Here is a 22,388-nt window from a genome sequence, read left to right as displayed (position 1 = left end):
GGGCCGCCTGCCGGCGGCCTGCGGTGGCAATTCCCGTCACGGAGGTGGACATGAGTATTCCGAAACAGAACGTGCTGTGGACGTTCCTCTGCTGTGGCCTTGGCGTGGCCATGGTGTCGCTCGACAACCTCGTCGTCATCACAGCCCTGCCGGCGATCCGCGACGACCTCGGCGGCAGCATCCAGGAACTGGAATGGACCGTCAACGCCTACACCCTCACCTACGCGGTGCTCATGCTGCCCGGTGCCGCCCTGGGGGACAGGTTCGGCAGGCGGCGGATGTTCGGCGTCGGGCTGGCCCTCTTCGTCGCCGCGTCGGCCGGGGCCGCACTGGCCTCCGGCATCGGCGCCCTGATCGCCGCCCGCGCCCTTCAGGGGCTGGGCGCCGCGCTGCTCATGCCCCTGAACCTGACGATCCTCACGGACGTCGCGCCCCCGCACCGGCGAGGCGCCCTGCTCGGAGCGATGAGCGCCGTGGAGGGCGTCGCCATCGCCATGGGCCCGCTCCTCGGCGGAGCGGTGGTGGAGCACCTGAGCTGGCAGTGGATCTTCTGGATCAACGTACCGATCGGTGCGGTGGTACTGCCGCTCTCCCGGTGGAAGCTCACCGAGAGCCGCGGCCCCAGGTCCCAACTGGACCTGGTGGGGACGGTGCTGGCCAGTCTCGGCCTCTTCGGGATCGTCTTCGGCATCATCCACGGCCACGCGGACCACTGGAGCAGCGTCCGGGTCCTGGCCTCGCTGACCGGTGGAGCGGTCGTCCTGGTCGCCTTCGTGCTCTGGGAACTGCACACCGAACTGCCCATGTTCCCCATGAAGTTGTTCCGCCACCGCACCTTCAGCGCGATGAACGCGGCCGGACTGCTGATGTTCGCGGGCATGTTCGGCTCGGTGTTCCTGCTCACCCAGTTCTTCCAGGGGCCGCAGGGCTATTCGCCCTTGGAGGCGGGTCTGCGCATCCTGCCGTGGACCGCCGTACCCATTTTCGTCGCCCCCCTGGTGGGGCTGCTCTCCGACCGCGTCAGCAGCCGGACCATCGTCGCGCTCGGCCTGGCCTTCCAGGCGTGCGGACTGGGATGGATCGCCTCGCGCATCTCTCCCCACGTGGACTATGTGTCGCTCATCCCCGCACTGGTCCTGTGCGGTCTCGGAATGACCTTCTATTTCTCTCCCACCGCGAACATGGTGATGAGCGCGGTCGACGCCGAGGACCGCGGAATGGCGTCCGGAGCCATCAACGCGCTGCGTGAACTCGGCGGTGTTCTCGGTATCGCGGTGCTCGCCTCCGTGTTCTCCGCGAACGGAGCCCTCACCTCGCCGGACTCGTTCACGGACGGCATGATCCCCGCGGTGTGGACCGGCGTCGTCCTGATCGCCGTCGGAGCCCTGGCGGTCCTGGTGGCACCCCGGCGCCCTCGCGAGACCCCTCCCGTCGAACCCAGGCCGGCCGTCCCGACATCCGTGAGCGACCTGAGGTGACGACGGGCACGGCCGAGGCGTGGTGCAGGGAAACGTGTTCCGTCCAGAGGAGAGGGAAAGCGATGAGCGCGCCGATCCGAGTTCTGCTGGTGGACGACCGGGCCATTGCACGAACGGGAATCCGGGCCGTCCTCGACGAGGACCGGGGCATCGAGGTGGTGGGTGAGGCGCCCGACATCGCGAGTGCGGTCGCCAAGGCACGGCACCTTCAGCCGCATCTGCTGCTCGCCGGCGCCCTGTCGCAAGCCGTCGACCCGGTGGAACTGGTCGACGAGTTGCACGTGCGCTGCGGTGAGAGAACGCCCGGCGTCCTGTTCATGGCCAACGAGGCGGACACCTGTGTGCGGCGCGCCTTCCAGGCCGGAGTGCAGGGGATCGTTCTCAGCCGTGTCACGCCGGGGCAGTTGCTGTCGGCGGTTCATGTCGTGGCCGCCGGATACCGGATCTTCTTCGACGAGAGGGTTCTTCCGGCGCGTGACGACGACTCGGTTACCCAGCTCACTTCATGCCACGACGGCTCCACCGCGGACACCACGGGAATCAGCCTGCTGACCCGGCGGGAGAAGGAGGTCTTCCGGCTGCTCGCCCAGGGGTTGAGCAACACGGAGATCTCGACGGAACTGGTGCTCAGCGAGAACACGGTGAAATCCCACGTGCAGCGACTGCTGGAAAAACTGAACCTGCGCAATCGCGTGCACGCGGTCATCCACGCCTATCGCACGGGCCTGGTGTCGCCCCCCTGTCCGGACCTCGGGCCGCAGCAGGACGACTTCCCGTACGGCTCACGGGTCGGCGCATCCCGCGTGAACCGGTGGTCGCACGACCGGAGTGCCCCGGGAGTGCGCCAGTGAGCCTGCGGTGTTCCGCACAAGCCCTGTTGGACGTTCACGCCGACAGGGCTTGTTTCCATGCGTTGTCCACGCCTGACCGCGTCTGGCCGCGCCTGTCCGTGGGTCACCCGCTCGATTCGAGGAGGTACCCCCGCCCGCTGGCGGTCCGGATGCGCAGCCCCACAGAGAGCACCTTGCGCCGGATTCTCATGATGTGCAGGTCGAGAGCGTTCTGGCTCGCCCTTCCGCGGTGTGCCGAGAGAAGCGCGATCAGCTCGTGCCGGGCCACCAGCCCGCCGAACCGTTCCACCAGCGGCTGCAGCAGCTCCATCTCGGTGGGTGACATGGGCACCACCTGGCTGTCGTAGTGGAGCAGCCCGTCCTGGTCCAGGACAGGGATCCGCTGCGTGCCGGCCTTGGCCCGGAGTGCCGCGACACGGGCGGCGAAGTCCGCCCGGCTGACCGGCGCCCGGACCCAGTCCTCCCGTGAGTCCGTCGGAACCGGCGGGGTGGCGCCGTTCTCGATCACGAGGAGACGAAGAATCCCCCGGCGCCGTAACTGTTCCAGCTCCCTCACCTCGACCGGCCAGCGCACGACGCGGACGTCCTCCCCGGTCGAGGAAATCTCCCCCTGGCTGTATTGCGGCACGTATTGCCCTCCTTTTTCGGCATGGCAAAGAATGCGAAATACTGTTCCGGTCGATGCCGAGTGGCTGCGATTGGTCATGTCGCCCACCCCCTGCGCAGGCATCGCTTCACTATGCAGCGGGTCTGAGTGTCGCTGCAACAAGCAAAAACTGGACCCGCTGCGAAGTTATCTTCATAAAATGACGAACGCGGCATCCTGTTTATCTTATTGATGGTCCTTTCGGCGGTCCCCGGCGCTCAGCTCAGGCATCTCGGGAAGCTGCGTATGGCCCGAACGGGTGAGTATTCCCGTGAAGGTGGGGGTGGTGAGGGGCGGCAATTCATGAAAAGAGGTGAAGCAACGGGCGTTGCGGTCGACTAGTTTGTTTCCGGTCGCAGTGAATGTGACTTCTGGAATGCTTTTCCTCGTCAAAGCAATCGGTCGTCGCGCTGAAGACGTCAAGGAAATGCCATGGAAAAGACCGAAGCCTGCTATGGGGTCACGGAGTTTCCGAGTTCCTCCGGGGGCCCTCTTCTCACCATCGGGGAATTGTGGACCGCCATCGTCGCGCTGGTGCCGGCCGGACTCAGCAACCGCGGTTCCTGTCCCCGCCCCGGCCCCGGTGGTCCCGAAGCCCCGTCGGACAACCCGTCGGACAACCCGTCGGACACCTCGTCGGACACCTCGTCGGACAACCCGTCGGACACTCCGTCGGACCGCCCGTCAGACGCCCCGTCGGCAACGCAGCCCAAGAGCCAGTGAAACCGTGCGGAAGGAATCCGTCATGCTGCCCGTGACCGCTGAAGCATCGTGCCCCGACCGTGGTCGGCGCGCATCCGCAGGCGCCGACATCCTGGTGACGGGCCTCGGCGCCACCACTCCACTCGGCGGCGACGTTCCGTCCAGCTGGCAGGCGCTGCTGTCCGGCCGCTCGGGTGTGACCCGGCTGAACACCCCATGGGCCGAGCAGCTTCCGGTACGTATCGCCGGAAGCATGAGCCAGGACCCCGCCTCGCGGCTGGACCGGATCCAACTAAGGCGGCTGGACCGCAGCCAGGCGGCCGCGCTGGTGGCGGCCCAGGAGGCGTGGGCGGACGCCGGCGCGCCCGAGGTCGAGTCCGAACGGCTGGCGGTGGTGGTGGGGACCGGTGTGGGCGGCGCGCTCACCATGCTCGAACAGGACGACCGACTGGAGGAGCGGGGCCCCCGCGCGCTCTCCCCGTACACGGTGCCCAGGCTGATGCCCAACGGCAGCGCCGCGGCGGTCGGTCTGCTGCTGGGGGCCCGGGCCGGCACCCATGCCCCGACCAGTGCCTGCGCGTCCGGTGCGGAGGCGCTCGCGGTCGGCGCGCTGCTGATCCGGTCCGGTCGCGCCGACGTGGTCGTCGCCGGGGGAACGGACGCCTGCCTGCACCCCCTGTCCCTCGGCGCGTTCGCCCGCATGCGTGCCCTGTCCCTGCGTAATGACGCACCGGACCTGGCGTCCCGGCCGTTCGACCACGACCGCGACGGGTTCGTCATGTCCGAGGGCGCCGGCATGGTCGTACTGGAACGCGCCGGGTTCGCCAGGGCGCGCGGAGCGCACGTTCACGCGGCCCTGGTGGGCGCCGGGGTCACCTCCGACGGGTACGACGTGACGCTTCCCGATTCCGAGGGGCAAATGCGGGCCATCAGCGCGGCGTTGCGGGACTCCGGTCTCACGGGGGCCGACATCGCCCATGTGAACGCCCACGCCACCGGCACTCCGGTAGGGGACGCCAGCGAGGCCCAGGCCCTGCAGAAGGCGCTGGGCACACACCCCGCGGTCACGGCCTGCAAGTCCGCCACCGGCCACCTCCTGGGTGCCTCCGGCGCGGTCGAGGCGGTCTTCACCGTCCTCACCCTGGAACACGGTCTGGTCCCGCCGGTCCGCAACCTGGACAAGACCGGAGACGGCATCGAACTGGACCTGGTGACCGGCGAACCCCGGCGGACACCTGAAGGGGCCGCCCTGTCCACGTCCTTCGGGTTCGGGGGACACAACGTGGCCCTCGCCTTCACCCGTTAGACCCGTTAGACCCGTAAGGGCCTTTAGGCCCGTTAGAGGCCGAGGACCTGGCCCGGGCCGCCGCTCCCGGCTCGGGCCCACCGACGTCAAGGCCTCAGGCCTCAAGGCCCTACGGGGCGCCCACCCGGTCCCGGCAGGACGCGAGACAGTCCCCGAGGGCCGCCGGGTGGGTGATCTGGGGATAGTGCCCGGCGGCCTCGATCACCGTGACCCGAGAGGCCACGGCCTCGGCGAGCGGATCCGCCGACCCGACGACGAGCTCCACGGGTGAGGGCAGGTCCCGGAGCAGACGGCGCAGTTCCTCACGCTGTCCGTGGGCCGTGCGCACGGCGGCGACCACCCGGTGCGCCGCCCCCGCACGGCGCAGGTCCGTCACGAGACCGTCGAGGGCATCGTCCTCGGGCAGGCCGAGCGAACGGGCCAGGCGGGGGGCGGGAGTCGTACGCAGCAGCGGTGCCGCGAGGGGCGAGCGCAGCAGACCCGGGGACGGCGGCTGGAGGAAGGGCGGCGCGACGAGAACGAGCGCCGACAGCCGGTCGGGCCCGGCCGCGGCGTAGCGCAGTGCGGGGCCGCACGCGAGCGAATGCGCGACGAGTACGGGCCGGGTCTCCACAGGCTGCAGCAGATCGGCGAGCCAGTCGTCGAGCGACCCCTCACCCGGCCCCGACCTGCCGAAACCGGGCAGGTCGGCCGCGAGGGACGGCGCGTCCAGGCGCTCCACCGTCCCGGCCCACGAATCGGCGTTCAGCGGAAGCCCGTGCAGGAACACATAGTCCGGGCGCCGCCGCTCTCCGATCACCCACGTCCGGGTGCCTGCCACGCTGTGGAAGCCGTAGGGCCGGCGGCACCGGACGGTCCGGCCGAAGCGGGTGGCGACCAGGTCGTCGGCCCACTGGCGCAGTGCCGTCTCCACGGGCGGCGCGGACAGCCCGCGCGACTCGGCCAGGGCGCGGGTGGAGGCCGTGTCGTAGCGGTCGGTCGACAGGAACGACAGGGTCTCCGGGTCGGCCCGGGTGATCGTACGGGGCAGCCGGCGCAGCACACCCACCGGAACCGAACGGTGGGGAGCCCGCACACCCATGTGCCGCGCGAGCAGCCTGATCAGCTCCGGCAGGGTGGGGGTCGCCTCGTCCAGCACCCAGTAGGCGCGGCCCGCGCTCTCGGCGTGCTCCGGGAGAGCCGCCAGGAACCGCACGAAGTAGTCGAGGGCCACGACCGGGAGGAGGACCTCGGGACCGCCGGGCAGTGCCCGCAGCCGGCCCCGCCACAGATCGGAGACCACGGTGGCCAGGCCGACGTACTGGCCGGGCCCGATCACCGTACTGGGGTTGGCGATGCTCAGCGGTACACCCAGTTCGCGGCACCGCGTCCGCACGGCCGCGTCGGCTTCCTGCTTCGACGCCTCGTACGCGCCCAGCCTGCCGTAGTCCGGCGTACCGTCCGCGGCGGCCATGCGGTATCCGCTGATGTGGACCACCCGGCGCAGCTCCGGCAGGGAGGCCGCCCACTCGACCACATGCACGGCGCCCGTCACATTGACCGCCCTGGCCTGGTCGGCATCGATGCCGAAGGCGAAGCGCGCCGCGGTGTTGTAGACGTCACGCACCCCCGACAAGTCCTCCTCGGCCGGGCCCTGCCCGGCCAACCCCTGCCCTGCCAGGCCGAGTCCGGGCAGGGTGACGTCGGCCCGGACCACGGTCAGCCCCGCCCGGTCCACTCCCTCCCCGTCGAGCCAACTCGTCAGCCCGTCACCGGAGTCACGCACCGCGGCGGCCACCCGGTGGCCGCCGCGCAGGAGTTCCGCCACCAGGGAGCGGCCGATGAAGCCCCCAGCACCGAAGACAATCGAGTCCGAGAGCATGCTGTCTCCTTGCCCGGTCCGGAATTCCACGTCAGCGCCGTTGGGACAGGACCAGATGCCCCGTCCGCGGAGCGGCTCCACCGTACCGATTCACCGGGGACGAGCACGGCGAACCATGCCGATGCCACACGATCGGGGCGTTTGGTGGCAACACTCCGGCGCACGCGCGGGCGCGTCGGGGTTCGGGGGACGGCTGTGCGGTCTGCCCGGGGGCATGCCGGGGTCATCTCGGGGGCGTACGTAGGGGCTGCGTGCTTCCCCGGACGTACGGCAATTCCGATCACTCCTCCCCAGGAGGCATGACAAGTGCCACCGTGGGCACGATGTACCCGGCTGCGGCGGCGAGGAGGCTGGTCGCATCGGGCACCGAAACGCCCCGGGACCTCGGGTGGCCGAACGCCCCGGGCACAGGCATGAGGAGGCCGTCATGAACCGCCGGATCCGCATCCGTACCAGCCGTCGGCCCTCCGCCCCACGCGACCTCACGATCGACCGGAGGACGCCGTCGGGCCGGGTTCTGCCCTACTGAACAACAGTTTCACGTGTGACAGTCGATCGCTGGTCCTACTCCGACCGGTCTCGCGTGCATCGGCCCGTCGGGCTGCTCACCGGTGGGCGGCACTGGAATCCGTAGTCAGCCGAACTGGTGCTCAGATAGCGGCCGATGCACGAGTTCGCCGTCGTACGTCCGCGCTCGGCGCAGAACGTGAGGGCCGCGCGGCCGTCGGTGAACGGGCCGGGAGCGTAGATCACCCAGTAGCCCGGGCGCAGTGAGGCGTAGTCGTCGCTGCGTACGAAGAGCGCCTCCGGCACGGACTCGCGGATGGTGGCGAGCCGTTGGTCCCGTGCGGCGGTGCCGGAGCCTACGGGCTCGGAGTGGAGTTGGGCGATCCAGCGGCCGGCGTCGGGGGCGCTGGGCGGAGGCTCGCTCGGGCCGGTAGGCGGCCTGGTGCCGGGGGTGCGGCTCGGCGTGCTCTTCGGGGTGGACGTGGCTGCGTGTGAGCCCGCGCCGCCGCCCGCCTGTTGCCCACCCTCCCCGTCACGCACGGCGAGGGTGACCACGACGGCCACGATGACCGCCAGGACGGCCACCGCGGCGACGATGACGGGGAACGGGGTGCGGCTGCGGCGCTCCGGCCCCAAGCCCGGCTCTGGAGCAGGGGTTCGAGTGGGAGCAGAAGCAGAAGCAGAAGGTGAAGCAGGGCCGGGACGAGGCACCGGCCCCGGCCCCGGCCCCGGCCCTGGACCCAGCCCCGGCCAGGCGCCCGCCGCCGGTGGCGTCCCCGGTGCAGCCCCCGGTCCTGGCAGGCCAGGCGGAGGTACGTCCGGCTGTGGCGGAACGGGCGACGGTGTCGCCGTCACCGTCGGCTGTGCCCACTCGGGTGTGGCGCCCGATTCCACCTGCGCCAGCATCGCGTTCAGCCGCTCCGCGTCGGGCCGGGCCGCGGGGTCGCGGACGAGGAGCGCCTGGAGCACGGGGGTGAGCGGGCCGGAACGGACCGGTGGGGGCACCGGGTCGTCGAGGACCGCGGCCAGCGTGGCGAGCGTGGTGGCACGGCGCAGGGGGCTCACGCCCTCCACACAGACGTACAGGACGAGCCCCAGTGACCACAGGTCGGACGCCGGGTCGTCGTCGGTGCCGCGAATGCGCTCGGGGGCCATGTACTCGGGGGAGCCGACGAGTTCACCGGTGACCGTGAGCGCGGTGGCCCCCTGGAGGGCGGCGATGCCGAAGTCGGTGAGGACGGCGGTGCCGTCGGGGCGCAGCAGGACGTTGGCCGGTTTGACGTCGCGGTGCTGGACACCGGCCGCGTGCGCGGCGCGCAGGGCGGAGAGTAACTGCAGGCCCGTGCGGGCGGCTGCGGCCGGAGCCAACGGGCCCTCGGACAGACGTTGTTGGAGGGATACGCCGGGAACCAGTTCCATCACGAGCCACGGGTGGGCGTCCGGGTCGGCGTCAATGATCTGGTGGATCGTCACAACATGCGGGTTGTTGAGCCGGGCCAGCGCCCGCGCCTCGCGCAGCACCCGTTCGCGTACGGCAGCCGATGCCTCCGCGTCCGGTCGTACGGCCTTCAGGGCGACCTCACGGTGCAGCACGGTGTCCCGGGCCCGCCACACCGTGCCCATTCCCCCACTGCCGAGCCGCTCGATCAACTCGAACCGTCCGTCGACGACGTCCCCCGGTGCGTTCATGCGCGACAGGCTAGGGCAGTGACGGGCGGCGTAGGGCGAGTCCGGGCGTGACAAAGTTTCGTGGTTGACGTCTCGTGGGGTGCACGGCTCTGCTGCCGCGGTGACCGGTCTTCACATCAAGCGCGTGGACGGTGACGCCCCTGGCCGACAGCTACCCCCAGGGGGTGCCGAACCGTTTCGCGATCCTGGCCCTTGGGCAGGGTTCGGGGAAGCGTGGTCCCGGCCCAATGGGCCGAGGGAGGGGGAGCGCTGTGCCTGACCATGTGCGGACGGTTGACCGGGTGCGGACGGCGGACGGGCGGACGCTCAGCGTCGAGTGCGTGGGAGACCCGCGCGGCCAGCCGGTGTTCCTGCTGCACGGCACCCCCGGCAGCCGGGTCGGACCACGCCCGCGCGCGATGGTCCTCTACCAGCGCGGCACTCGCCTCATCAGCTACGACCGCCCCGGTTACGGCGGCTCGGACCGAAAACCCAGGCGCCGAGTCGTCGACGTCGTGCAGGACGTGGCCGATCTGGCGGACGCACTGGGAGTCGAGCGGTTCGCGGTGGCAGGCCGCTCCGGTGGCGCCCCGCACGCGCTGGCCTGCGCCGCGCTGCTGCCGCACCGGGTGACCAGGGCCGCCGCGATGGTCGGTCTCGCGCCGCGCGACGCGGACGGACTCGACTGGTTCGCGGGAATGGCGCCCTCCAACGTCCACGAGTTCAGCACCGCCGACCGCGACCCCGAGCGGTTCGTGGCCCGCCTCATCCCGCGGTCCGCGGCGATCCGCAGCGACCCCGCGCGACTGCTGGACGAGCTCCGGCGGGACCTGCCGGACGCCGACCGAATGATCGTGTCGGACACCGGGATCCGCGCCATGATGCTGCGCAACTACCGTGAGGCGCTGCGCACGTCACCGTACGGCTGGATCGACGACGCCCTCGCGCTCTGCCGGCCCTGGGGCTTCGACCCGGCCGGGATCCGGGTGCCGGTGCTGCTCTGGCACGGCGAGCAGGACGTGTTCTCACCGGCCGCGCACTCCTCCTGGCTCGCCGCCCGCATCCCGAGTGCCACCCAGGTCCTGGACCCCGGAGCGGCCCACTTCGCGGCCCTGAGCGTTCTGCCCACGGTGCTGCGCTGGCTGCTGGACGACACACCGGCCCACGCGTAGGGCGACCCGCGTACGTCTGACGCGCGGCGCGCGCGTCAGACGGCCAACGGCTCCAGATCCCGGTAGCACCGCCGCTCCTGGCTCGCCATCCGCGTGATCCCGTTGTCGTCGCCGAGGAGCAGCCGCAGTTCGTTGAGGGACTCGTCGTGCAGCAGGCGGGCCTCGTCCGTGCGGCCGAGGGCGCGGAGCGTCAGCGCGGCGTTGGCCACCACGGCCAGGGTCTCCGGGTGGTGCGGGCCCAGCACGGTGCGCAGAGTGAGCACCGCCTTCTCCTCCAGGGCGTGGGCCTCCTCGAAACGGCCCCCGTCGGCGAGGACGTTGGCGTAGTTGATGCCGCAGAAGAGCGTGTGCGGGTGCTCGTCGCCGAGCACGTCCGTCATCCGTGGCAGAACCTGCCGGAACACGTTCTCGGCCTCCTCCATGTCCCCGCAGCCCCAGTGGAAGATGCCGAGGTTGTTGAGCGCGGCCTGGGTGTACGGGTGGGCTTCACCCGGCACCTTCATGTACTCGGTGAGTGCCGCGCGGGCGACCTCCCTCGCCTGCTCCCGGTTGTCGGCGGCGTACAGGTCGGCCGCCAGGTTGAGGTCGCAGGCCAGGGAGTCGGGGTTGGGCGCCTGGTACTGGGCGCGGTACTGCGCCCGGGTGGCCGTCGTCAGCCGCAGCGCGTCCTCGAACTGACCCGCCCGGCGCCGCGACACGGCCAGCGACTTGGCGCAGGCCAGTGTGCCGGGGAAGGTCTTGCCGAGGATCCGCTTGTGCGACTCGTACGTGCGCGACAGCAGCGAGGCGGACTCGTCGTAGCGGCCGACCTCCCGCAGGTCGCGTCCGAGGGCCGCGGCCGAGGCGAGCGTGTAGATGTGGTCGGGCCCGAGCACCTCCATACGGCGGTCGAGGACGTCCTGGTCGAGGGCGCGGGCCTCGCCGTAGCGGCCGACCATGCGCAGTGCGAGGGCCAGGTTGTTGGCGGCGCTGAGGGTGCGCGGATGGGACTCGTGGAAGATCTGGCTGAAACCGTCGTGCGCCTCGCGGGCCAGCTCCTCGGCGTTCCGGTAGTCGCCCAGCGCGGCCAGGTTGCTGGCGAGGCTGGACATGGTGACGTAGGTGTGCGGATGGTCGGCGCCGAGCACCGTGCGCTGCCGCAACAGCAGCCCTCGGTCGATGTCCCGCGCCTCCACGTAACGCCCCTGCGAGCGCTGGATGTTGGACAGCTGGCCGCGCAGGTACAGGTACTGCACGTCGTCCTCGCCCAGCTGCCCGCGCCAGTCGGCGAGCAGTTCCTCGGCGAGTTGCAGGGCGCGCGGGAAGTCGCCGCGCTTCCAGCGGTAGCGGACGCGGTCGATGAGCAGCCGACGAGTCTCGGGCTCGGTGCAGTTGCGGGCGTCCGAGGCCTCCAGATGTGGCCAGATGAGGTCGAAGCGAGGCCAGGTCGCCGGGTCGTCGATGGGCTCGTCGTCATCGGGCCGGGCGCCCGCGAGAACGGTGTGCACCACATGCCGGGCCTCCCGCTGCTGCTCCTCGGAGAGCTGGGAGCGGACGACGGCCTGGACGAGCCGGTGCACCTGGATGCTGGTGCCCATGGAGTCGATCTTCGCCAGGGCGAACCGCCCGATCTCCCGGATGACGCGTCCGAGGACCAGCTTCTCCTGGAGGGCCGGGTCGTAGGGCTTGAGGGCGTCGATCATCTCCTTGCTGTAGAGGAGCTGCGAGGAGATCGGCTCCGGAGCCAGGAACGCGCACAGTTCGAGCAGGCGGGCCGAGGCGGGGGAGCGCTCCCGCAGCCGCGCGATGGAGATGTTCCAAGTCGCGGCGACGGGCTGCGGATAGTCGGCGGGCCGGCTGAGCGCCAGCACGTCGGTCGTCTGGTCGGCGAGCTGTTCCAGGTAGTCGTCGATGGGCATGGCGGTCTCCGCCAGCCATGCCGCGGCCTGCACGACGGCCAGCGGCAGGTCACCGACGGCGGTCGCCACCCGGTCGGCATCCTCCTGGGTGAGGCTCTTGGCCCGGCGCATGAGGTGGTCGACGCTCTCGTCGCGCAGGAACACGTCGATCGGCAGGGACGCGCCGTGCTGCGCCCACGACTGGTTCCGGGAGGTGATGAGGATGTGCCCGCCGCCACCCTCCGGGAAGTACTGCTTGAGGTCGGCGGGGTCGTCGGCGTTGTCGAAGACCAGGATCCACCGCCCCGGCGTGCCGCGCCCGAGCCGGTGCAGGGCCTCCTGGCAGGCCATGGCCATGTCGTCGCCCGTCGGCGCGCCGAGCCGGGCCGCGAGTTCGGCCAGCGAGGACACCACGTTGTCGTTGTCCTCGGCGGAGATCCACCACACCAGGTCGTAGTCGGCCATGAACCGGTGCACGTACTCGTTGGCCAGCTGCGTCTTGCCCACCCCGCCCAGCCCGAACAGCGCCTGCGACTGCGGCAGTACGGCGGACACGCTGCCGCCGCCGAGCTGGTCGCGCAGCAGCTCCAGGACCGCGCTGCGCCCGGTGAAGGTGATGTTGCGCTGCGGGGCGTTCCAGATCCGGGGCACGCTGCCGGGGAAGCGGGGCCCCGACGGCCCGACCTCGACCGGTTGGGACGGCAGCTCCAGGGCGCGCAGCAGGCTGGTGATGCAGTGGGCCTCGTCGAGCCGGTGCAGGTCGACCGGGTTGTTCTCCAGGTGCGTGGCGTGCAGCCGGGCGTCGTCGATGCGCAGCGGTACGAACGCTCCCGGGGTGCCAGTGAGCGAGGGCGCCGTGAGTGTGCGCCACGCCTCCTGAGCGTGCCGGGAGTTGAGGAACGGCGTGGACAGCAGCAGGATCGGGCGGCCCGCGCCCTCGACGTGCTCCATCGGCGCGGTGGACACGTCCCGGAGCGTGACGTTGCACCCGCAGCGCACGAGGACGGATTCCACCCAGTCGGCCCACATCCGGTTCTCCGCCACGTACACGACGACCACGTCGGCCACCTTGGCCAGCGGCCGGCGCCGTACGTAGGCGTCGCGGCAGCGCAGGCGCACGGACTCCGCGAGGACCGGGAGCGAGGCGATCTCGCCGTCCGTGATCACATCCGTGAGCCGTTCGAAGGCCGACAGCAGCGAGTTGGCGATTCCCAGCTCGTCCCCAACGGTCGCCAGCGTCTCCTCGTACGCGTAGTAGGGCCGGTACGGTATCTCGACAGCCCCCCAGTACTTGGTGAGCTCCTCGCCGCTCAGGCCCTTCGGCAGGCCCTCGAACTTCAGCCGGGCCAGGGCGCGTCCGGCGTCGACCTTCTCCTTCTCGCCCTCGTCGATGCGCATGGGTACGGGCAGCACCCGCACCTCGTGGCGGCGGTAGCCCTCCTGAACGCTGCGGGCGACGTTCGCGGCGCCCTCCATGGCCTGGGAGCTGAGAGTGAAGCAGTCGATCAGGACGTCCGGCATCTGCAGGGTGCAGATGTCCGCGCTGTCGGAGTAGCCGGTGCGGCTGTCGATGAGGACGTAGTCGTAGTTGGCCTTCATGTCGTCGCGCAGCGCGTCGAGGAACTGGCCACCGCCGAGCCGCTCGTAGAAGTTGTCCCACTCGAAGGAGGAGACGGTCGCCGAGTACGCGCGGTCCTCGCGCCCTGCGGCGAGGAAGTCGAGAGAGCCGCCGTCGGGGAAGGTCCAGCCCAGCCAGTCGGTGTTGAGCGATACAGCGTGCTGCTGGACGCGCGCGTAGGCGCGGTGCCAGTCGTCGGCGTGGGGTCCGCCGGTGGTGGCCGCCCAGTGGAATTCGGTGATGATGTCGATGATCCCCGTGGTCGATGCGAGGACGTCCGCGTCGAGGAACGGGTGGAAGAAGCGGTGCAGTCCGGGGGCCTCCAGGTCCCAGTCGACGGCCAGGACACGTTTGCCGTTGGCGGCGAGGATCCAGGCCGTGTTGGCCAGGGCCATCGTCCGTCCGGTCCCGCCCTTGTACGAGTAGAAGGTGATGATGCGTCCGTCAGGAGCCGCGGTCATGCTTCTCCTCCAGCGTCGTGTCCCGCGGTGGCGGGACCCTTGGGGGCGGGTTGGCCATCAGCCGGGGACGGGGGACGTGCGGTCCGGGGACCGGCCTGGGCGTCGCGTGCTTGAAGAACTGTCTGGTGGCGTGGGCGACGACCTTCGGCAGCACGTCGGTGAAGGCCCTGAGCGTGGGCACGCCGTTGACGGCGATCCGCCAGTCCGTGCGGCGCCCCCGGTCCAGGGTGAGGGGGAGGGTCTGCTCCAGCTTCTCGGTGAGCTGCTTGCCGTTCTCGCTCTGGCACTGCGGGTCGGTGCGGTCCCAGGGGACGATGGCGCTGGTCCAGGGGCGGCTGTTGGTGTCGAAGGTGGCGAGCCGCTCGCGGCGCTCGTCGTCGGTCAGCACCCAGGGGTCGACGAGCAGGATGCCGGGTCTGCCGGGCGCCTCGTGGTCGCCCGACGCGGGCGGCTGGGGGCCGATGTCCGCATCGTCGAAGGAGGTCACGGAGACCCGGTAGTCGAGCGCCCGGATCAATTCCTCGGCGGTGTCCGCCAAGGGCCGCCTGGAATCCCGCTGATACGGGTTCCAGTCGTTCGCGCGCTCCCCGTACGGCAGTGGGTCGCGCTGCCCGGGCAGGGTGTCCCTGGTCGGTGCGGCGACCGTCAGATGGATGTGCCGGGGGCCCTGGCCACGCGGCTTGAACGCGCTGGGCGTCTCCTCGTAGCGACGCGGCTGGCACGGCGCCAGTGGCGACTCGTGGGCGACCCGCACGATGCGCCGCGCCAGTTGCATGACGGTCTCCTCGTACTCGTCCCGCAGCCGGTTCAGCTTGATCAGCCCGAAGATCCCCTCGTCCGCGTACCGGGCCCCGAAGGCAGCGTGGTCGACGTGGATGTGCCGTACCGAATCGGGCAGTTGCTCGTACTCCACGTGGGCCCACAGGGCGGGCACGATGGCCGGGACACTGCCGGCGCCCTCCGCCCGGGCACGCAGAACCCGCTCGTTGAAGGCGTACCACTCGCGCCCGCACATCTCGCTGGTGAAATAGCGGGGCGAAAGCAGCGGCACGAACACCCGGCACATGGCCAGATGCTCGGCGAGTTTCTCCGGCCAGCCGTCGCCCGAGCGCATCTCACGGTCCATGAAGCCCGCCGATGCTCCGGCGGGCAGGTCGGTGAGGTGCATGATGTTGTCGCACAGGTCCTTGTAGAGGACGTACACCCAGTGGTCGGGGTCGCCCCGGCCCGAGCCCCAGGCGGGCGTGTGCGCGTAACTCAAAAAGAAATAGGGCCTGTTGTCGGGCGCCCAGTCCCGGCCCTGTGCGTCCACGCGACCCCCCGCCCCGCCGGCTGCGGTACTTACCGCACGGACACGTCTACCCGGCTGAGTCCCCTTAATGTGCCCTCACCCGTTGCTTCCGGGTGGCCGCCTTTCCGGCCATTCATCGGCGATATTCCGTCAGCGTCATGCGTGCGTGGTCGACTGCGGCGCGCAGGCCGACCAGCGTCACGGACCTCCCCGCCGCCTCCCGCACCGTGAGCAGCTCGCGGTCGAGTGCGGCACCGACGGCTCCGAAGTCGCCGTCGTCCAGCACCAGATCCTCGTACGAGATCCAGTTGCCCTTTTCCTCCACGACACAGCGGTACATCCGTGTGGGCGGGGACGGCTCCATCCGGTACTCGCCGAGGTGGAACGCGGTGCACACCTCGAAGCCCACGCGGAACAACAGCACTTGGGCGTCGGCGTCGTACAGCCGGGCCAGCGGTGAGTCCTCCCCGAGGTGGCAGCGAGGGTCGTGCCCGTCGAGCAGCTCCCCGGCCCGCCCGCCGAGCGCGGCGAACGACGTCTGGGGGTGCGCGCTACGCACGGCGCCCGGTGTTGTCCGCACGCACTCGGCGAGTACACCCATCGACGGACACGGAGTGACGTTCGGTTCGAACGGGAGCATCGAGGCACGCAACTTGGCGGTTGCCCGGTCCGTCAGCCCGGCCGTGAGGCGCAGGTGGGCGGTGGAGGTGTCCGAGTTCTCGGGCGTGAAGGCCGGGACGACGAGTGTGCCCTCCGGGCCGACTGCGTCGAGCAGGGTGTTCCGCACCTCGGTGTCACGCAGACCGGTGCCGCTCAGGGACGAGTGAACCATGAGGACACCGCCCGGTCGGACACCCAACTCGGCAAAAAGACTTACCAGTTCGCTGCGGCTCATGCCGTTTTCCGGTCGGTCAGTCACGGAGGTTGCGCCACTCCGTCCACAGCCGCCCCACCAAGGCACTTCCGCTGCCGGTGAGTTCGCCGTCGGGCAGGAGCGTGAGCTCGACCAGGGCGCGGGCGGCACGGTCCCTCGCGCGGACCCGGGCCTCCGACTCCTCCGGGAGGGACGCGGCCAGCCCGACGTGCTCGCTCGCCTCGTCGAGTAGCCGTTCGGCCGAACCGCCGGCGCGGTGCAGGACCGTCACCTCGCGCAGCGCGGCCAGCCCGGCCCGCCGGGCGGCGCGCGGCAGCTCCCTCGCGAACTCCTCCGGCTCGAAGTCGACGGCGACCCCCAGGCCTCCGTGACCCCGCGCGGCGAACTCCAGCGGGGAGCCCGCGACGAGCGGGGTGACGGTCGTGATGCCCCGTGCGTGGAGGCCCGTATGCCCCTGGAGGTCCGTACGCCCGTGGGGCAGGCGTTCGTCCAGCAGGCCGTACGCCGTCCGCAGTCGCTTGCCGAAGACGTCGAGGTCGTCGTCGCCCAGGGGAGGGGCCACCTCCGCTCGGTAGTAGGCGCCACGGCAGGGATCGGCGTCGTCGACGACCACGGCGGAGCCGTCCCCCAGGTCCACCACGTCCAGCGGACGCCACACACCGGGCTCCGCGTCCGGCGGGCCGCTGCGGAGCCGGAAGCCGTCCGCGGACACGGTCACGTCGATCCGGCCGGGCTCCGGCAGAGTGAGGGTGCCCAGGGCGGGCAGGTGCAGGGTCCGGTCCGGGTGATCCCACGACAGGGCGGCGGGGCTCCGCGCGTGCACCGCGACGGCCGCCACGAGCGCCATGAAGCGGGCGGCATCGGCGGGGGTGTGCCGACTGCCGCTCAGCCAGTCCCGCAGATAGGGGTGGGAGAGGACGGCGTCGAAGCAGTGGCCTGCGCCCTCGTCGGCCTCCAGGCGGGTCAGCAGCTCCCACGCCTGAACCGCGTTTGTCCGTCCCGCGAGCTCCTCACGTCGCCCGATGAGCAGCAGACGGTTCAATTCCAGCTGTTCCAGGCGCAGCTCGTCCGGACGGGCCACGGCCGCCAGGGCTCTCCGGTCGAGCCGCCCGGCCACTGACTCGATGAAGGCGCGCAGGTCGGCGCAGAACACCGAGGGATTGTCGAAGCCGCCTGCCGAGCTGTAGCGGTGCGCGTACAGCCCGCCGCCGCAGGAATCCACCACGGGGCAGGCGTGGCAGGTGTCGCTCACACCGTCGATGCCCTGCTGGCGGGCTCGTACGCCGGGATGGTCCGCCAGTTCCTGGAAGCTGTGCTCGAAGACGTCGTAGCCGGTGCCGGCGGCTCCGTCGTACGCCGTCTTCAGGGAGTCCGCCTGCTCGAACGTTCCGTCCGTCTCCACCACCGCGAGATCCGACGGGGCGAGCCCCAACGACTCGGTCAGACTGGGGCCGCCGCGCAGTGTGCTGTGCACCGACTCGAAGATCCGCACGGGCACCGTCCGACCCTGCTGCTCCCAGCGGTCGTACACGGCGAGCAGCCAGTCGGCGTACGGCGTGGGGGAACCGTCGGGCCGGGGCGGCGGACTGTCCCAGGTGGAGTGCGGTAACAGATAGTCGATGCGCGGGGGAGCCAGCGCGACCAGAGCGTCATGCACCGCGACCGGGTCGTTCGCCACATCGACGGTACAGAGCAGCCCGCCGTAGAGGTGCCGGTACTCGGGGGTGCGGAGCAGGCCGATGGCGCGCAGTACCCGGTCGTAACTGCTGTGGCCCCTGCGGTCCAGACGGTGGCGGTCGTTGGCGGCGCGGTCCCCGTCCAGGGAAATTCCCACCGTGACGCCGAATTCTTTGAATACTTCGAGAAATCGGCGACTCAGCTGGACACCGTTGGTGTGAATCCGCAGATCGAGTGAGGTGACCGGGGAGAGAGCGGCCTTGAGTTCTTCACAGATGCGGCGAAGTCGATCGGGGCCCGCGAGAAGGGGTTCTCCGCCGTGCAGGATTACGGAAACCGAGGGAAGTTCACGCTCTTTGGCATAGATCGCCAATTGATGGGCGGCCTGAGCGGCGGTTTTCTCAGAGATGACCTTGGGGCGCCTGCTCCAGCTCTGATCGGCGTGCTCGTAGACATAGCAGTGGTCGCATGCCAAATCACATCTGGAGTGAACCTTCAACACCAGTTGCTGGAGCGCGGGCGCAACATTCGTCACTGGAGACACTGTAGCCGGTCCTGAAGTCGACATCAGGCCAACTCATCAGCGTAGCAAGGTGGTTGCGCCCACACCCGTCGCGAATCCGTCAGATCGACGAGTTGAAGGTGGTGTTCCTGATGGGTGAAGCACCGGCCGGTCGTACCACCCCGTGGGCGGCCGACTTGGCGTGGTCGACGGGAGGCAGCGGCGCGTGCTGCCTGCGAGCCCTCGGGGAAAGGCTGACGGGGTTCGGCTTGACCTCGATGATCATGGCTGCCTCGTGAATGTGTGCTGTGGTTTCCGGAAAGGCGGGCCCCGTGATGATTGTCGCTGGTCGTAGCGGGTGATCAGGCGTGATCTTTGGTTCGACTTCGAGACATGGAGACAGCCTGAAGCGCAATCTACACCAGCCCAGGTAGCCGCGCAGATGCACTCGCTGACGCACAGTCTGGAACAACCCGGCTCGCCCAGTCACAATGGGGCACCGTCGATGAGCGAGGTGCCAGGTGGGGGCTCCGGGACCGAGCACGACCATAGGCGATCGAGATCTGCCGCCGCTGTACACGGTGAGTGACCGCCGCGCGGTGAGCCGGCAGGGTGAATCGTTCCGTCTCGTACGGACGCAGCTGGTGGTGCTCCTGCTCGCCACCGCGGCGGCCACTCTGGCGGAACGCCTGGACAGCCGGGCGCCCGCGGTGCTCGCGGCCGTGCTGTACGCCCTGACGATCGTCACGGGCCTGCGTACGTCGAGCCGCCGGGCCCGCGCCCACTGGCAGGCGCACCGGGCCGTGGCCGAGACCGTGAAGTCGCTGGCGTGGCAGTACATGGCGTGCGGCGGACCGTTCCGCTCCGGCGTCCCCGACCCCGACGGGCTGTTCGCCGAGCGGCTGGAGGAGCGCCTGCGCGAGCTGCGCCGGATGGGCTGGGGGGACCCCCGTGACACGGCGGCCCTCGGCGCCGGGCAGATCACCGCCACCATGCGGGCGGTACGGGCCAAGCCGTTCGCGGCCCGGCGGGACATCTACCTGCGTGACCGAGTGCTGGAACAGATCGTCTGGTACGGGAACCGCGCGGCCGGTTCCCATCGTGTGGCGGTGCGGTGGTCGACGGTGACGGCGGCGCTGACGGCGCTGGCCCTGGTCGCGGCCGTCCTGCGCGCCCTGGGGGTCACCGGCGCCTGGGACCTGACGGGGCCGGCTTCGGCGGCCGCGGCGGCCGGTGTCGCCTGGCAGGAGGTGCGCAGGCATAGACCGTTGACGTACGCGCACACCCTCATCCGGACCGAACTGGAGACCCTCCGCGTCACGATGAGTACGACGGTGATGGAGGACGGCTGGGCCGAGGCCGTGGCGGAGGCGGAGCGGCTGGTGTCACCCCTGCACACGGAATGGCTGACGAGGTTCGGCGCGTGACGGTGTGCCAGTCCCCATGGAGGATGCGGGGAGGCTGGAGGTCAGGAATGGTGACGGCAGGTCAGGCACGCTCCACCCCCTCGCGCCACAGCACCGTCACCGGGACCCCCGCGCCGCGCGCGTAGTTCACTACGTCACCCGTGCCGCCGAGGCCGCGCGCCGAGGCACCGTCCCACACGGCGACGAGACGGTCCGCGTGGTCGACGATGTAGCGGCCGGCCGCGTAGTACGCCTCCTCGTGCGTCGCCTCGTACGGCAGCTCCACGCGCTCCGTGCAGGACTTCAGGAGCCGGCGGTAGGTGGTACGCGCCTCGGCGTCATCGAGATGGGCCTCGTAGTCCATGCCCGGGATCACCGCCGTCAGCGGGACGCCGCAGTCCAGCGCGATGTCCGCGAACAGTTGATCGGCGCCGGCCGCGAGGCAGCTCAGGGCCTGAAGCGGGCCGACGCACCGCAGCTGCGCGCGCATGCCCGAACGGACGGTCGGCAGGACGGCGTCCGGGATCCGGCGGTGTCCGGTGACGCCGATCCGGGTCACACGTTCCATCACGGGCCTCGCCCCCCTGTCCGCCGTCGAGGAACCCGGTCGAGCAACCACGTCGAGTAACCACGTCGAGTAACCCACCCTAATCTCAGCGGGCCTGCCCGGCGACGTGTGCTCGGAGGGTGCCGATCGGCCGCGGAGGTGACCGTCCCGTGGCGCGCACCGGCAGTCGCACCCGGCGCGGCTCTCCTCGAGTCCGGCGCAGTCGGCGGACGGGTTCCGGTTCGGCCCGCGGGCGGGTCGACGTTCACCTGTTTTCTTGCGAGGAGCCCCCGGTGTTCATGCCGGTGAGGAATCGCATCCGGGTGTCGCGACGCGGAGCGTGGCCGCGTCCGGTTCAGGGTGCGGAGCGCCCGTGCCGCTGTCGGTATCGCCGGGGTGGTGCGAACGCGTGCCTGTGGTCGCTGGTCGGGGTGGTGGCTGGGGGATCGGGGTGTGTTTGTGCGGCTGTCGTACGTATGGTCCTTCGGAGGGCTCGGGGGGTAGCAAGGCCGCTGACGCCGCCATCGGCGCCACCAAGGCCGCTCTGGTCGAGATGGGCCGCAAGCACGGGCGGGACATCCGCCTCGTACACCCCGCGCACACCACCATGGACTGCGCGCACTGCGATGCGAGAGCCAAGCATCGCCTGCCGCTGGGTGAACGCACCTACACCTGCACCACGTGCGGAACCGTGTCCCCACGGGACAAGAACTCCGCACGCGTCATGCTCGTCCGGGCTGGTCTCAACCCGGCTGGTGCCGATGGCGGAAGACCTCCTGGAGCGCCGCTCCAGGAGGCAGCCTGAGCCAGGAATCCCCTCCCTGCAGGGAGGGGAGGATTCAATCCTCCGACGTCAGGTCCAGCTCCAGGGGTTCGACATGGCCCTCCAGCATGGCGCCCAGGCCCTCGATCGCGCACAGTTCGGGACGGTCGGCGATGGTCACCGGCATGCCCGTGGCCTGCCGCAGCATCTGGTCGAGGCCCGGCAGCAGCGCGCTTCCGCCGACCATCATGATCCCGCGGTCCGCGAGGTCGGCCACGAGGTCGGGCGGGCAGTCCCGCAGGACTTTGCCGATGCTGTCGAACAACGCCGTGAACGGCGTCTGGATGGCGTGGCGCACGGCGGCGGTGTCCACCTTCACGGACCGGGCCAGGCCGGTGGCGACGTCCAGCCCGTGGATCTCGGCGAAGGCGGGGCCCTGCGGGTTCAGCCCGTTGCCGGACAGGGCGATCTGGAGCGGACGTACGGACTGGCTGGGCAGGATCAGCTCGTGCTGGTGGCGCAGATGCTGCACGATCGCGTGGTCCACGGCCTCACCGCCCACCGGGATGCGCTCGGCGGTCACGATCGAGCCGAGCGACAGAACGGCCACCTGGGTGGCGGCGGCACCGCACACCATGACCATGGTGGCCTCCGGGCGCTCCACCGGCAGCCCGGAGCCGACCCCGGCGGCGATGAGCGTGTCGACGAGCTCGACGCGCCGGGCGCCGAGGCCGACCAGCGTCTCGATCACCGCGCGCCGGCCGAGCGGGTCCGTGTCGCTCGGGGCGCAGGCGGCGGCGCGCAGGAAGGGCTTGCGGCGCAGCGCGCGGCGCACTCTGTCACCGAGCAGGTGGCGCAGCATGCGCTGGGCCATCTCGATGTCGACGACGTTGCCGCCCGACACGGGGCGGGCGACCCTGATGTAGTGCGGGGTACGCCCCGTCATCTGCTCCGCGAACTCCCCGACCGCGATCAGGGCGCCGGTCCTGGTGTTCAGGGCGGCCACGCTCGGCTGGTCGACGACCAGCCCGGCGCCCTTCACATACACACGGGTTCGGGACGCGCCCAGGTCGACGGCGAAGTGGCAGCGGCGCAGCTGATCCAGCCTGGCAGTCATGGGGTCCTCCCAGAAGCACGGACCGCGTGGTCGTGGGTGGCGGTCTACTTGCATCGTGTGCGGA

General features: G+C 70.6%; 15 protein-coding genes and 1 pseudogene. 6 read left to right on the top strand and 10 right to left on the bottom strand.

Going from position 1 to position 22,388, the window contains the following annotated elements:
* Nucleotides 1-50: 50 nt before the first annotated feature.
* Both E0500_RS00320 and E0500_RS00315 read left to right on the top strand, forming a co-directional pair.
* Nucleotides 51-1,478, top strand: coding sequence for an MFS transporter (locus E0500_RS00320; protein ID WP_131569671.1), 1,428 nt, complete (start codon nucleotides 51-53; stop codon nucleotides 1,476-1,478).
* A 62-nt stretch (nucleotides 1,479-1,540) separates the two neighbouring features.
* Entirely contained in the window at nucleotides 1,541-2,329 is a 789-nt protein-coding gene (locus tag E0500_RS00315; RefSeq protein WP_131569669.1) for a response regulator transcription factor, read from the top strand.
* A 103-nt stretch (nucleotides 2,330-2,432) separates the two neighbouring features.
* On the opposite strand, the gene E0500_RS00310 is transcribed toward E0500_RS00315, so the two are convergent.
* Nucleotides 2,433-3,035 carry a helix-turn-helix domain-containing protein gene (locus E0500_RS00310; RefSeq protein WP_131569667.1) on the bottom strand — a complete coding sequence of 201 codons (603 nt, stop codon included), beginning with the start codon at nucleotides 3,033-3,035 and terminating at the stop codon, nucleotides 2,433-2,435.
* A gap of 685 nt (nucleotides 3,036-3,720) precedes the next feature.
* Between E0500_RS00310 and E0500_RS00305 the strand changes: the two genes are divergently transcribed.
* On the top strand, nucleotides 3,721-4,983 hold the full coding sequence (locus E0500_RS00305) for a beta-ketoacyl synthase (RefSeq protein WP_131569665.1): 1,263 nt from the start codon (nucleotides 3,721-3,723) through the stop codon (nucleotides 4,981-4,983).
* Nucleotides 4,984-5,092: 109 nt separating this feature from the next.
* Here E0500_RS00305 and E0500_RS00300 read toward each other — a convergent pair whose 3' ends face one another.
* Entirely contained in the window at nucleotides 5,093-6,844 is a 1,752-nt protein-coding gene (locus E0500_RS00300) for an alpha/beta fold hydrolase (RefSeq protein WP_131569663.1), read from the bottom strand.
* Between the two features lie 564 nt (nucleotides 6,845-7,408).
* Nucleotides 7,409-9,040 (bottom strand): serine/threonine-protein kinase, encoded by a 1,632-nt coding sequence (locus E0500_RS00295; RefSeq protein WP_131569661.1) that lies wholly within the window; start codon nucleotides 9,038-9,040, stop codon nucleotides 7,409-7,411.
* Between the two features lie 251 nt (nucleotides 9,041-9,291).
* On the opposite strand from E0500_RS00295, the gene E0500_RS00290 reads away from it, so the two are divergent.
* Complete coding sequence (locus E0500_RS00290) at nucleotides 9,292-10,191, top strand: alpha/beta fold hydrolase (RefSeq protein WP_131569659.1); 900 nt, start codon at nucleotides 9,292-9,294, stop codon at nucleotides 10,189-10,191.
* Between the two features lie 35 nt (nucleotides 10,192-10,226).
* On the opposite strand, the gene fxsT is transcribed toward E0500_RS00290, so the two are convergent.
* From fxsT to E0500_RS00265, 5 genes are all read right to left on the bottom strand, one after another.
* Nucleotides 10,227-14,147, bottom strand: coding sequence for an FxSxx-COOH system tetratricopeptide repeat protein (gene fxsT, locus E0500_RS00285; protein WP_131569657.1), 3,921 nt, complete (start codon nucleotides 14,145-14,147; stop codon nucleotides 10,227-10,229).
* Nucleotides 14,131-15,408 carry a TIR-like protein FxsC gene (locus E0500_RS00280; RefSeq protein ID WP_220140416.1) on the bottom strand — a complete coding sequence of 426 codons (1,278 nt, stop codon included), beginning with the start codon at nucleotides 15,406-15,408 and terminating at the stop codon, nucleotides 14,131-14,133. The genes fxsT and E0500_RS00280 overlap by 17 nt, the downstream gene beginning before the upstream one ends.
* Nucleotides 15,409-15,571: 163 nt before the next feature.
* On the bottom strand, nucleotides 15,572-16,270 hold the full coding sequence (locus E0500_RS00275; protein ID WP_131568129.1) for an AAC(3) family N-acetyltransferase: 699 nt from the start codon (nucleotides 16,268-16,270) through the stop codon (nucleotides 15,572-15,574).
* A 79-nt stretch (nucleotides 16,271-16,349) separates the two neighbouring features.
* Complete coding sequence (gene fxsBH, locus E0500_RS00270) at nucleotides 16,350-18,557, bottom strand: radical SAM/SPASM protein FxsBH, inactivated beta-hydroxylase extension form (protein WP_131568127.1); 2,208 nt, start codon at nucleotides 18,555-18,557, stop codon at nucleotides 16,350-16,352.
* Between the two features lie 55 nt (nucleotides 18,558-18,612).
* Nucleotides 18,613-18,777 (bottom strand): hypothetical protein, encoded by a 165-nt coding sequence (locus tag E0500_RS00265; protein WP_165935133.1) that lies wholly within the window; start codon nucleotides 18,775-18,777, stop codon nucleotides 18,613-18,615.
* Nucleotides 18,778-19,063: 286 nt separating this feature from the next.
* On the opposite strand from E0500_RS00265, the gene E0500_RS00260 reads away from it, so the two are divergent.
* On the top strand, nucleotides 19,064-19,918 hold the full coding sequence (locus tag E0500_RS00260) for a DUF4231 domain-containing protein (RefSeq protein ID WP_131568135.1): 855 nt from the start codon (nucleotides 19,064-19,066) through the stop codon (nucleotides 19,916-19,918).
* A gap of 61 nt (nucleotides 19,919-19,979) precedes the next feature.
* Here the strand turns inward: E0500_RS00260 and E0500_RS00255 are convergent, their stop codons facing one another.
* Complete coding sequence (locus tag E0500_RS00255; protein ID WP_220140415.1) at nucleotides 19,980-20,465, bottom strand: hypothetical protein; 486 nt, start codon at nucleotides 20,463-20,465, stop codon at nucleotides 19,980-19,982.
* A 484-nt stretch (nucleotides 20,466-20,949) separates the two neighbouring features.
* Here E0500_RS00255 and E0500_RS00250 point away from each other — a divergent pair.
* A pseudogene (locus E0500_RS00250) lies at nucleotides 20,950-21,249 on the top strand (zinc ribbon domain-containing protein); the annotation flags it as partial.
* Nucleotides 21,250-21,283: 34 nt separating this feature from the next.
* On the opposite strand, the gene E0500_RS00245 reads toward E0500_RS00250, so the two are convergent.
* The gene (locus E0500_RS00245; RefSeq protein WP_131568125.1) at nucleotides 21,284-22,324 is read right to left on the bottom strand and encodes a rod shape-determining protein; all 1,041 of its coding nucleotides are present in this window, start codon (nucleotides 22,322-22,324) and stop codon (nucleotides 21,284-21,286) included.
* Nucleotides 22,325-22,388 lie beyond the last annotated feature (64 nt).

The organism is Streptomyces sp. KM273126 (assembly GCF_004337435.2).
GTDB lineage: Bacteria > Actinomycetota > Actinomycetes > Streptomycetales > Streptomycetaceae > Streptomyces > Streptomyces acidicola.
The sequence above is the reverse complement of the archived record's forward strand: the minus strand, read 5'-3'. Positions and strand labels throughout refer to the sequence as shown.